This is a genomic window from Cellulomonas pakistanensis (assembly GCF_016862755.1).
In the GTDB taxonomy this organism is placed as follows: domain Bacteria; phylum Actinomycetota; class Actinomycetes; order Actinomycetales; family Cellulomonadaceae; genus Cellulomonas; species Cellulomonas pakistanensis.
The window spans coordinates 82,780-94,210 of the sequence record NZ_BONO01000018.1 but is presented as its reverse complement, the minus strand read 5'-3'; the positions used below and the strand labels follow the sequence as shown (position 1 = coordinate 94,210).

11 protein-coding genes are annotated in these 11,431 nt (G+C 76.0%); 5 read left to right on the top strand and 6 right to left on the bottom strand.

The window, feature by feature from the left end; all coding sequences use genetic code 11:
• Positions 1–224 precede the first annotated feature (224 nt).
• Both Cpa01nite_RS12555 and Cpa01nite_RS12550 read right to left on the bottom strand, forming a co-directional pair.
• A complete protein-coding gene (locus Cpa01nite_RS12555) occupies positions 225–1,316 on the bottom strand; it encodes an FAD-dependent oxidoreductase (RefSeq protein WP_203669108.1) in 1,092 nt (363 codons plus the stop codon).
• Between the two features lie 274 nt (positions 1,317–1,590).
• Positions 1,591–3,861 (bottom strand): aryl-beta-d-glycosidase, encoded by a 2,271-nt coding sequence (locus Cpa01nite_RS12550; protein WP_203669107.1) that lies wholly within the window; start codon positions 3,859–3,861, stop codon positions 1,591–1,593.
• A 158-nt stretch (positions 3,862–4,019) separates the two neighbouring features.
• Between Cpa01nite_RS12550 and Cpa01nite_RS12545 the strand changes: the two genes are divergently transcribed.
• A complete protein-coding gene (locus Cpa01nite_RS12545; RefSeq protein ID WP_203669106.1) occupies positions 4,020–4,688 on the top strand; it encodes a TetR/AcrR family transcriptional regulator in 669 nt (222 codons plus the stop codon).
• On the opposite strand, the gene Cpa01nite_RS12540 is transcribed toward Cpa01nite_RS12545, so the two are convergent.
• Both Cpa01nite_RS12540 and Cpa01nite_RS12535 read right to left on the bottom strand, forming a co-directional pair.
• Positions 4,685–5,353 carry a DUF4190 domain-containing protein gene (locus tag Cpa01nite_RS12540; RefSeq protein ID WP_239068747.1) on the bottom strand — a complete coding sequence of 223 codons (669 nt, stop codon included), beginning with the start codon at positions 5,351–5,353 and terminating at the stop codon, positions 4,685–4,687. The two genes, Cpa01nite_RS12545 and Cpa01nite_RS12540, sit on opposite strands and share 4 nt — an antisense overlap.
• Positions 5,354–5,423: 70 nt before the next feature.
• Positions 5,424–6,221 (bottom strand): exodeoxyribonuclease III, encoded by a 798-nt coding sequence (locus tag Cpa01nite_RS12535; RefSeq protein WP_203669105.1) that lies wholly within the window; start codon positions 6,219–6,221, stop codon positions 5,424–5,426.
• 91 nt (positions 6,222–6,312) lie between these two features.
• Here Cpa01nite_RS12535 and Cpa01nite_RS12530 point away from each other — a divergent pair, with 91 nt between their 5' ends.
• Positions 6,313–7,089, top strand: coding sequence for an SDR family NAD(P)-dependent oxidoreductase (locus tag Cpa01nite_RS12530; RefSeq protein ID WP_203669104.1), 777 nt, complete (start codon positions 6,313–6,315; stop codon positions 7,087–7,089).
• A gap of 31 nt (positions 7,090–7,120) precedes the next feature.
• The gene (gene pyrE, locus Cpa01nite_RS12525) at positions 7,121–7,699 is read left to right on the top strand and encodes an orotate phosphoribosyltransferase (RefSeq protein ID WP_203669103.1); all 579 of its coding nucleotides are present in this window, start codon (positions 7,121–7,123) and stop codon (positions 7,697–7,699) included.
• A 54-nt stretch (positions 7,700–7,753) separates the two neighbouring features.
• Here pyrE and Cpa01nite_RS12520 read toward each other — a convergent pair whose 3' ends face one another.
• Both Cpa01nite_RS12520 and Cpa01nite_RS12515 read right to left on the bottom strand, forming a co-directional pair.
• A complete protein-coding gene (locus Cpa01nite_RS12520; RefSeq protein ID WP_203669115.1) occupies positions 7,754–8,548 on the bottom strand; it encodes an HAD-IIA family hydrolase in 795 nt (264 codons plus the stop codon).
• A gap of 32 nt (positions 8,549–8,580) precedes the next feature.
• A complete protein-coding gene (locus Cpa01nite_RS12515; protein WP_203669102.1) occupies positions 8,581–9,330 on the bottom strand; it encodes a VTT domain-containing protein in 750 nt (249 codons plus the stop codon).
• Positions 9,331–9,485: 155 nt separating this feature from the next.
• Here Cpa01nite_RS12515 and purT point away from each other — a divergent pair, with 155 nt between their 5' ends.
• Together purT and Cpa01nite_RS12505 are read left to right on the top strand one after the other, a co-directional pair.
• The gene (gene purT, locus Cpa01nite_RS12510) at positions 9,486–10,709 is read left to right on the top strand and encodes a formate-dependent phosphoribosylglycinamide formyltransferase (RefSeq protein ID WP_239068746.1); all 1,224 of its coding nucleotides are present in this window, start codon (positions 9,486–9,488) and stop codon (positions 10,707–10,709) included.
• A complete protein-coding gene (locus Cpa01nite_RS12505) occupies positions 10,706–11,389 on the top strand; it encodes a TrmH family RNA methyltransferase (RefSeq protein ID WP_203669100.1) in 684 nt (227 codons plus the stop codon). Before purT ends, Cpa01nite_RS12505 begins: the two co-directional genes overlap by 4 nt.
• Positions 11,390–11,431 lie beyond the last annotated feature (42 nt).

The following is an 11,431-nucleotide window of genomic DNA, read 5'->3' as shown; positions in this document are numbered from 1 at the left end:
TCCAGCCAGGCCTGTTCGAGTGGGTCACGCCCACCGGGCACCGCTACCTCACCCGACCGGGCACCGGCCGCACCCACGACGCCACCACCGACCCCCACGACGCGCCCCCACCGTTCTGACGGGCGGGGCCGGCCCGCCTGCTCCACCGTCCCGGCTCGTGCGGGTCGGCGTGGCCTGGCTGCAGTCAGACCCGGACGAGGTCCGGGTCTGCGCGGCTCGGGGTTCTAGCCGAACAGCTCCGCTACCGCCGTCGAGTACAGGTCCGCGCCCTTCATCCGGCTGGTCTCCGCCGCGCCCAGGATCCGCCGGGTCCCGTCCTCGTCCACGATCTGCGACGCCCCGCCGGTCCGGCCGAGCGGCAGCACGATCCGCTCCGGCGCCGGGGTGTAGGTCGCCTCGGCAGGCCGGCCCTCGATCGCCGCGCGGATGTTCGCAGCCACCACGTCGGCGTGCGCGCGGGCGGCGGAGGCGCGCTTGGACTCCGGCACGTCGGTGATGTCGCCGACCGCCCACACCGTCGGGTGCCCGGTGAGCGCCAGCGTCGGCTCGACCCGCACCTCGCCGAGGCCGTTGCGGGCGCCCGCGAGGTCGCCCGCCAGGTAGTCGCTGGCCACCAGGTTGCCGTGGCAGCGGAACCACACCTGCGCCTCGACCCGGTCGCCGGCCTCGGTCTCGACGACGAACGGCTCGTGCACCCCGACGTCCACGGGCGGCAGGTAGCCGAGCCGGGAGCCGAGCAGGAACTCGACCCGGCCGTCGAGCTGGGCGTGCACCTCGGCGCGCAGCCCGGGCAGGTAGTCGGCGGTGGTCAGCGCGTCGTCCGCCTGGTCGACGACCGTGATCTTCAGGTGCGGGTACGCGTCGAGCAGCTCGCCGACGAGCTCCAGCCCGACCGCGCCGGCACCGACGACCAGCACCCGCTCGGCGCGCTCCAGCCCCTCGCGCATCCGGGCCAGCCGCGCCCGCGCGACGCCGGTGTCCGACTCGAGGAACTTGGCGGGGAACGGGTAGGACGTGCCGGTGGCGAGCACGAGGTGGTCCGCGTCGAGGGACGTCCCGTCGGCGAGCTGCACGCCCGCGGACGTCGCGCGCTCCACCCGCTGCCGCACCACCCACCCGTGCTCGAGCAGCCGGTCGTAGCCGAAGAACACCCGGCTCTCCCACACGGGGTCGACCGCGGCGCGCAGGGCGGCCGAGGCGTGCACGAACGCGTCCTTCGGCTCGACCAGCACCACGTCGGCGACGTCGTCGAGCAGCGTCGCCACCCGCGTCCCGCCGTACCCGCCCCCGACCACGACCACCCGCGGCGCTGCCATGTCCGACCCCTCTCGCCCGTGCGCGGCCGCCCCTCGCGGCCCCGTGCGCACCACGCTGCCACCCCGCGGGCGGCCGGCCCTGGGACGCAGGACCCGCCCGCGGCGTGACGTGCGCGACCCTCGCGGCCCGTCGACATGGCAGCTCTCGGCTGCGCGAGGCCGCTCGCACAGAGCCGAGAGCTGCCATCTCGGTGTCCGTGGACGGCGCAGGCCCGCCGCGCGATGTGCGCGACGGGCCTGCGGCGTCGGTGCGGCGCGCGGCGCCGCAGGGGCGTCAGGCCGCGGCGCGCTCCACCAGGTCGTCCAGGCCGGCCAGGTCGAACCCGCCCATGCCGAAGCCCGCGACGACGCGCATGGGCATGTCGCCCATCATCGCGAGCATGGTCGGGTCCAGGGCCGCGGTCGCCTCGCCGAACGCCGCGCCGAGCAGCTCGGACCCGCGCGGGTGCGCGAGCCACTCGTTGACCGTGGAGTCCGCGGTCAGCGTGCCGTGCAGCGCCTCGCCGGTGACCGTCACCTCGGCCGTGCCGCGGATGTCGCGGGACGACGCGCCGACCTCGATCACGGTGCGGCCGCCGCCGACGGCCCAGCGGCGCAGCGCCGGGTGCCAGTACGACAGGTCGCGGGCGTCGAGCGCGAAGGTCAGCGTGCGGGACTCGCCCGGCTGCAGCGTCACCTTGGCGAACGCCTTGAGCTCGCGGGTCGGGCGCAGCACGGCCGCCTCGGGGTCGCCGACGTAGACCTGGACGGTCTCGGCGCCGGCGCGGTCGCCGGTGTTGGTCACCGTGACGGTCACCGAGACGGCCGAGGACGCGCCCTCGCCGGACACGGTCGCCGCGACGTCGGAGTAGCCGAACGTCGTGTACGACAGGCCGTGCCCGAACGGGTAGGCGACGTCGAGCAGGCGGGTGTCGTACCAGCGGTAGCCGATCAGCACGCCCTCGCCGTACCGGACGTGCCCGTTGTCGCCGGGGAAGTTGCCGAACGCCGGGGTGTCCTCGACGCGGTGCGGGATGGTCTCGGCGAGCTTGCCGGACGGGTTCCGCACACCGAGCAGCAGGTCGGCGACGGCCGAGCCGCCGGCCTGGCCGCCGAGCCACGTCTCGAGGACCGCGGCGGCGTCGTCCTGCCACTCGACGGCGACCGCCGAGCCGTTGGCGAGCACGACGACCACGCGGTCGTTGACCTCGGCGACCGCGCGCAGCACGGCGAGCTGGTTCGCGGGCAGGTCGAGGTGCGTGCGGTCGTAGCCCTCGGACTCGTCCGGGGCGGGCAGGCCGAGGAACAGCAGCACCGTGCCGGCGCCGCGCGCGGTCTCGACGGCCTCGGCGAGCAGCGCGGCGTCGTCCGCGTCCTGGGAGCCCTCGACGCCGGCGACGGAGAACCCGGCGGCGAACGCGAGCTCCGTCCCGGTCGCCGCCCGGAGCGCGGTCAGCGCGTCGTCCAGGCGGGTCGGGTTCACCTGCGAGGAGCCGGCGCCCTGATACCGCGGGCTGCGGGCGAACTCGCCGACGACCACGGCCCGCGCCGCGGCGTCGCCGGTCAGCGGCAGCACCGGCGCGTCGCCGACGACCGCGTTCTTCAGCAGCACCGAGCCGTCCGCCGCGGCCTCGCGCGCCAGCGCGTGGTGCGCCTCGGCGTCGATCGCGCCCGGCTCCGCGAGGGCGGGCTGCGCCTTCGCGACCATCGTGAGCACCCGGCGGACCGCCGTGTCGAGCACCGCCTCGTCGAGCTGCCCGTTCTTCACGGCATCGACGACCAGCGCGTCCGTCCGGCCGCCGGTGGCCGGCATCTCGAGGTCCAGGCCCGCGGCGACGGCGGCGACGCGGTCCACGACGGCGCCCCAGTCGGAGACGACCAGGCCCTCGAAGCCCCACTCGTCGCGGAGCACCTCGGTGAGCAGCCAGTGGTCCTGCGAGGCGTAGGTGCCGTTGACCTTGTTGTACGAGCACATGACGGTCCACGGCTGCGCCCGCGTCACGACGCGCTCGAAGGCGGGGAAGTAGATCTCGCGCAGCGTGCGCTCGTCGACGTCCGAGGAGACCCGCATGCGGTCGGTCTCCTGGTTGTTCGCGGCGTAGTGCTTGAGCGACGTGCCCACGCCCTCGGACTGGATGCCGGACACGAGCGCCGCGCCGAGATCGCCGGCCAGCGCCGGGTCCTCGGAGAAGTACTCGAAGTTCCGCCCGCACAGCGGCGAGCGCTTCATGTTGACGCCGGGGCCGAGCAGGACGGCGACCTCGTGGCCGCGGGTCTCGCGGCCCAGGGCGCGGCCGACGCGGTCGAGCAGGTCGACGTCCCAGGTCGAGGCCAGGGCGGCGGCGGGCGGGAAGCAGGTGGCGGGCACGGAGTTGCCGATGCCCAGGTGGTCGGCGCTCTCGGCCTGCTTGCGGAGGCCGTGCGGCCCGTCCGTGACCATGACCGGCGGGACGCCGAGGCGCTCGACGCCCTCGGTGTGCCAGAAGTCGGAGCCGGACGTCAGCGCGGCCTTCTCCTCCAGGGTGAGCTCGGCCAGGACGCGCTCGACGTCGAATGCGTCGGTCATGCGGGGGCACCTCCTCGTGCGACGGGTCTGTTGGCCCTACCGTACCCGATGCCTACCAGGTGGTCGGATTGTGCGCGTCCGCCTGCGGGTCCGCTGTGAGAACCTGTCCACCACGCGCCGCCCGGCGCGCACGCCAGAGGGTGACGGGGGCAGGGACGATGTCCGTCGAGACGCAGCAACGGGGCTACGCGAAGGGGCGCGCCAAGCGCCGGGAGATCATCGACCAGGCGACGGCCATGTTCGGCGAGGTCGGGTACCGCGGGGCATCGCTGCGTGAGATCGCGGCCCGGTGCGGCATCTCCCACCCCGGGCTGCTGCACCACTTCCCGACCAAGGAGTCGCTGCTGCTCGCCGTGCTCGAGCACCGCGACGAGGTCGACATCGAGTGGCTGGAGACCGACAGCCCGGACGGCGTCACGACCCTCCGGCACCTCGCCGAGCTGGCGGCGCTCAACGCCACCCGGCGGGGGATCGTCGAGCTGTACGCGGTGCTGTCCGCCGAGGCGACGTCCGCCGACCACCCGGCGCACGCGTTCTTCCGGGACCGGTACCGGCGCGCGCTGGACGCCGCGACCACCGCCTACGCTCGCGCGGGCGAGCAGGGCCTGCTCCGCGAGGGCGTCGACCCGGACGCGGCGGGCCGCCAGCTCATCGCGCTGATGGACGGCCTCCAGGTGCAGTGGCTGCTGGACGACGGCGCCACGGACATGGCGGGCGTCGTGCGGCGGCAGGTCCAGGACCACCTGACGGTGCCGCTGGGCGACGGCGCCGACGCGCTCGCCGAGCTCGACGGCCACCCCGAGGCCCCGCGCGGCCAGGAGCGCTAGGCGGGGGCGGCCGAGCCGTCCAGCAGCGACCCGGTCACCGGCGCCGGCGGCACCGCCAGGCACAGGCCCGTCCGGTCCCCGCCGGCCCACGACCGCTCGGTCGGCGCCCAGGCGAGCATCTGCAGGCCCGCGGCGCGCTCGTCCTCGGTGAGGGCGCACGACGCCTGCACGCGCGCCGACGCCTCGGCGGGGCCGGGCCACGCCGCGCCCGCCTCGAACGCGTACGCCGACACCACCTGCGCGGCGTGCGGGTCCGTGCACGGCACCACCCGCACGCGGTCGACCCGGCCGTCCGCGGGGAGGTCCTCGACGCAGTTGCCCGGGACCAGCTGGACCGCCCGCGCGTCGACGGGTTCCGCGACGTCCGCCGGCAGCGGCCGCGACGCCAGCGCGGTCCCGACGCCGAGCGCGACGAGCGCCGCCCACGCGAGCGTGCCGGCCGCGCCGAGGGCGACGCCGGCGACGGCGAACCCGCGCCCGCCCCGGCGGCCCGGCGCGCCGGGCCGGGTGCGCCGCAGGCCGACGAGGCCCAGCACCAGCGCGACCGGGCCGAGCCCCAGCACGCCGGTCACGAGCGACGCGACCGCGACCCCGTCGGTCCGGGGGCGCGGGGGCGTCCAGCCCGGGGCGTAGAACGGCTCGGGGTAGGCGTACCGGTCGGTCACGAGCCGAACCTAGGCCATCGGTGGCCGCCCGCGGGCGCGGTCCGCCGCGCGGCCGCGCCGTCGCGTGGTGTCAGGCCGCGTCGGCGACGTCCAGCACGACCGGCACGTGGTCCGAGGGCGCCTTGCCCTTGCGCTCCACCCGCTCGATCGACGCGCCGGTCACGCGCGCGGCGAGCGCCGGCGACGCCCAGGTGAAGTCGATGCGCATGCCCTCGTTCCGCGGGAACCGCAGCTGCTGGTAGTCCCAGTACGTGTACGTGTGCTCCGCGGGGACGTGCACGCGGGACACCTCGGTGTAGCCGCCGGCGCCGAACGCCTGGAACGCGTCGCGCTCCGCCGGGGTCACGTGGGTGCTGCCGGCGAACTTCGCGATGTCCCACACGTCGGTGTCGAGCGGCGCGACGTTCCAGTCGCCGACCAGGGCGACGGGGAGCGTCGGGTCCTCCTCGATCCACCGGCGCGACTCCTGCTGCAGCGCCTCGAGCCAGCGCAGCTTGTAGTCGAAGTGCGGGTCGCCGACCTCGCGGCCGTTCGGGATGTACAGGCTCCACACCCGCACCCCGCCGCAGGTGGCGCCGAGCGCGCGGGCCTCGGTCACCGGGTCCTCGCCCCAGCCGGGCTGGCCGTCGAACGCGTGCTGCACGTCCTCGATGCCGACGCGCGACGCGATCGCGACGCCGTTCCACTGGCTGAACCCGCTCGTGACGATCTCGTAGCCCGCGGCCTCGAACGCCTCGCGGGGGAACTGCTCGTCCTTGCACTTCGTCTCCTGCATGGCCAGCACGTCCGTGCCGGTCCGCTCCAGGAAGGCGACCACGCGGTCGACGCGGGTGCGGACGGAGTTCACGTTCCAGGTGGCGAGGCGCATGACCGGCACGGTACCGGCCGGTCCCGACAGCCGCGGAACCACCCGCCGGGCAGCCGGGCGACCGGGGTCCGGCGACCGTAGGGTGGGCCGCATGGGAACCGCACTGATCACGGGCGCCAGCTCCGGGCTGGGGCTCGAGTTCGCGTGGCAGCTCGCCACCGCCCGGCACGACGTCGTCCTGGTCGCGCGCGACGCCGAGCGCCTGGAGCGCCTCGCCGCGCAGCTCCGCGCCGCCGCGGGCGTGCACGCCGAGGTGCTCCCGGCCGACCTGACCGACCGCGCCGACCTCGAGCGGGTCGCCGAGCGGCTGCGCGCGACCGAGCGGCCGGTCGGCCTGCTCGTGAACAACGCCGGCATCGGGCTGGGCCAGCGGTTCGTCGGCAGCGACCTGGCGACGCAGGAGGCGGCGCTCGACCTCATGGTCCGCGGGGTCCTGGTCCTGGCGCACGCCGCGGCCGGCGCGATGGTCGAGCGCGGGCGCGGCGCGATCCTCAACGTCGGGTCCGTGGCGGCGCTGATGACCTCCGGGACCTACTCGGCGCACAAGGCGTGGGTGCGGACGTTCACCGAGGGCCTGGCGGCCGAGCTCGCCGGCACCGGCGTGACCGCCACCGTGGTGTCCCCGGGCCTCACGCGCACCGAGTTCCACGAGCGCGCGGGCCTGCGCGCCGAGCAGGCGTACCCGGCGGTGGCCTGGCTGTCCGCCGACCGCGTGGTGGCCGCCGCGCTGGCCGACGTCCGCCGCGGGGCGGTGCTGTCCACCCCGAGCCTGCGGTACCGGGTCGCGTCGGGCGCCCTGCGGGTGCTGCCCCGCTCCGCCCTCCGCGCGCTGTCCGCCCGCCGGCCGGACCGGGCGCCCGGGGACTGAGCCGCGGCGCGGCCTCGCTACGCTGGCGGCCGTGACGACCTCCTCCCTCTCCCCGACGCCCCGCGAGCAGCTCCGCGACCTCATCGTCGAGCTGGCCGTCGTGCGCGGCCGGGTCACGCTGTCCTCCGGCCGCGAGGCCGACTACTACGTCGACCTGCGCCGCGTGACGCTGCACCACCGCGCCGCGCCGCTGATCGGCCACGTGCTGCTCGACCGGCTCGAGGAGGTCGGCCTGGGCACGGCGGACGTCGAGGCCGTCGGCGGCCTCACGCTCGGCGCCGACCCGGTCGCCACCGCGCTGCTGCACGCCGCCGCGTCCCGCGGCCAGGACCTCGACGCGTTCGTGGTCCGCAAGGAGGCCAAGGCGCACGGCATGCAGCGCCGCATCGAGGGCCCGGACGTCGCGGGCCGCCCGGTCGTCGTCCTGGAGGACACCTCGACCACCGGCGCGTCGCCGATCGCCGCCGTCGAGGCCGCCCGCGAGGCCGGCGCCGACGTGCGCGGCGTCGCGGTGATCGTCGACCGCGCCACCGGCGCGCAGGAGAAGATCGAGGCGCTCGGCGTGCCGTACCACTACCTGTTCGACCTGGCCGACCTCGGCCTGGCCTGAGCCGGCCCGAGGCGGGCCCCGAGCCCGCCGACCCCGCCGCGCGGGGCCGCGGGGTCAGCCCTGCGGCCCCGCGGGCCCGGCGCTGCCGGGGTACGACTCCGCCCACTCCGGCACGCGCGGCACCAGGTCCGCGACCGAGTCGAGCACCTGGGTCGGCCGGAACGGGTACCGCACGAGGTCCTCGGTCCGGGTCGACCCGGTGAGCACCAGGAACGTCCGCAGGCCCGCCTCGATCCCGGCGACCACGTCGGTGTCCATCCGGTCGCCGATCATCGCGGTGGTCTCGGAGTGCGCGTCGATCCGGTTGAGCGCGGACCGGATCATCATCGGGTTCGGCTTGCCCACGAAGTACGGCTGCCGGCCGGTCGCCGCGGTGATCATGGCCGCGACCGCGCCGGTGGCCGGCAGGTCGCCCTCCTGGCTCGGGCCGGTGACGTCCGGGTTGGTCGCGATGAAGCGCGCGCCGCCCTGGATGAGCCGGATCGCCCGGGTGATCGCCTCGAACGAGTACGTGCGGGTCTCGCCGAGCACGACGAAGTCCGGGTCCGCGGAGGTGAGGGTGTAGCCGGCCTCGTACAGCGCCGTCGTCAGGCCGGCCTCGCCGATGACGTACGCCGAGCCGCCCGGCTCCTGGTCCGTGAGGAACTGCGCCGTCGCCAGCGCCGACGTCCACAGCGACTCCTCGGCCAGGTCGATGCCCGAGGCCGCGAGCCGCGCGCGCAGGTCGCGCGGCGTGAAGATCGAGTTGTTCGTCAGCACGAGGAACGGGTGGTCGCCGTCCCGCAGGGCGCGCACGAACTCCGGCGCCCCGGGCAGCGCGACGCCCTCGTGCACCAGCACGCCGTCCATGTCGGACAGCCAGGACGCGATCGGCCGGGCGGTCACTGCTCGAAGGCCTTCCGCTCGACGGCCGCGCGCTCGGCGGGCTCGTCGTACCGCTCGTCGCGGCCGCCGTCCGCCCGCCTGGCCGCGCGGCGCCCGCGCCACAGCTCGATCGCGACCGGGACGACGGACACCAGCACGATGAGCACCGCCAGCGCCTCGATGTTGTCCCGGACGAACGAGATGGTCCCGAGCAGGTAGCCGAGCACCGTCACGCCGACGCCCCACACCAGCGCGCCGATGACGTTGTAGGAGACGAACGTCCGGTAGCGCATGCCGCCGACGCCCGCGGCGACCGGCGCGTACGTGCGCACGATCGGCACGAACCGGGCCAGGATCACCGTCCGGCCGCCGTACTTGTCGAAGTACGCGTACGTCTGGTCGATGTACTGCTGCTTGAAGACCCGGGAGTCCGGCCGCCGGAAGAGCCGGGGTCCCGCCTTGTGGCCGATGAAGTAGGCCACCTGGTCGCCGAGGAACGCCGCCGCGAAGAGCAGCACGCACAGCAGCCACAGCGGGAAGTCGAGCGCGTCCTGCGCCACGAGCGCGCCCGCCGTGAACAGCAGCGAGTCGCCGGGCAGCAGCGGGAACAGCAGGCCGGTCTCGACGAACACGACGAGCACGATGCCGATCAGCGCGTACGAGCCGAACGAGGAGATGAGGTGCTCCGCGTCCAGCCAGTCCGGCAGGAGGGCGGGCTGGGCCCCGAGGGCAGGGACGACGGACACGAGCGCGGCTGACGCAGGCATGGGGACCAGGGTAGGGGTGCGGTCGTCGCGAGCCCGGGACCGCGGTGTGCAGTTCCTGTGCGGGTGCGGCCCGGGCGGGCGTCCCGGGTGGGCGGCCCCGGCTGCGGCGCGGGTGCGGGTACGCCGGCCCCGGCCCGTGCGGGAGGATGGCGGCCGTGACGACCTCCCCGCAGGCCGGCGAGCCCGGCGTCCTCGGCACCCCGCTCACGCCCGGCGCGACCCGCGTCCTGCTGCTCGGCTCCGGCGAGCTCGGCAAGGAGGTGGCGATCGAGCTCCAGCGCCTCGGCGTCGAGGTGGTCGCCGTCGACCGGTACCCGGACGCCCCCGCGATGCAGGTGGCGCACCGCTGGCACGTGGTCGACATGCTCGACCCCGTCGCGCTGCGGGCCGTGCTCGAGGCCGAGCGCCCGCACGTCGTGGTGCCCGAGATCGAGGCGATCGCGACGCAGGTGCTCGCCGACGTCGAGGCGACCGGGGTCCGGGTGGTGCCGACGGCGCGGGCCACCGTGCTCACGATGGACCGCGAGGGCATCCGGCGGCTGGCGGCCGAGGAGCTCGGCCTGCCGACCTCGCCGTACCGGTTCGTCGACGACCTGACGGGGCTGTACGCCGCGGTGGCCGAGGTGGGCGTCCCGTGCGTGGTCAAGCCGGTGATGTCGTCGTCGGGCAAGGGCCAGTCGGTGGTCCGCGCCGCGGGCGACGTCGAGGCGGCGTGGGAGTACGCGCAGTCCGGCGGCCGCGCGACCGCCGAGGAGGGCGGCGCGGTGCGGGTGATCGTCGAGGGCTTCGTGGAGTTCGACTCCGAGATCACCCTGCTGACCGTCCGGCACGCCGGCGGCACGACCTTCTGCGAGCCGGTCGGGCACGTCCAGGTCGACGGCGACTACCGGGAGTCCTGGCAGCCCGCGCCGCTGCCGCCGGGCACGCTGGCCGAGGCGCAGCGGGTCGCCGCCACCGTGACCGAGGCGCTCGGCGGGTGGGGGCTGTTCGGCGTCGAGCTGTTCGTCGTGGGGGACCGGGTGCTGTTCTCCGAGGTGTCGCCGCGCCCGCACGACACCGGGCTCGTGACGCTCGCGTCCCAGGACCTGTCGGAGTTCGCGCTGCACGCGCGGGCGGTGCTCGGCCTGCCGGCCGGCGAGGTGCTGCCGCTCGGCCCGGCCGCGTCGTGCGCGGTGCTGGCGGAGGGCACGGGAGTGCCGACGTTCTCCGGCGTGGACGCGGCGCTCGCGGTGCCGACCGCCCAGGTGCGGCTGTTCGGCAAGCCGTCCGTGGCCGGGCGCCGGCGCGTGGCGGTCGCCGTGGCCCGCGGGGCCGACGTCGACGAGGCGCGGTCGCGGGCCCGCGCGTCGGCGGCCGCCCTCGCCGTCGACCTGGCGTGACCGCGGCCGGCGGGGACGTCCCGCGCGACCTCGACCCCCGCGACCCCTACGAGGTCGGCGTCGGCCCCTGGCCCGGCGGCCCGGACGCGTGGCCCGACGACCCCCGCCTCGACCCGGAGCTGCTCGCGCACGGCGACCGCCGCAACGTCGCCGACCGGTACCGGTACTGGACCGTCGAGGCGGTCGTCGCCGACCTCGACACCCGGCGGCACCCGTTCCACGTCGCGATCGAGAACTGGGCGCACGACCTCAACATCGGGTCGGTCGTCCGCACCGCGAACGCGTTCAACGCCGCGGGCGTGCACGTCGTCGGCCGCCGCCGGTGGAACCGCCGCGGCGCGATGGTGACCGACCGCTACCTGCACGTCCACCACCACCCCGACGTCGACGACCTCCTCGCGTGGTCCGCGACGGCCGGCCCGGGCGGCGGGGCGCTGCCGGTGCTCGGGATCGACAACGTGCCCGGGTCGGTGCCGCTCGACGGGTACCCGGTGCCGCGGGCGTGCGTGCTGCTGTTCGGGCAGGAGTCGGCGGGGCTGTCGGAGGCCGCGCGGGCCGGCGCCGACGCCGTGCTGCACATCGACCAGTACGGGTCGACGCGGTCGGTCAACGCGGGTGCGGCGGCCGCGATCGCGATGCACGCCTGGGTGGTCCGGCACGCGGGCCCGCCGCCGGCCTGACCTCGACGGGCGTCTCGTGGGCAGGACGTCCCGCCCGGCCTG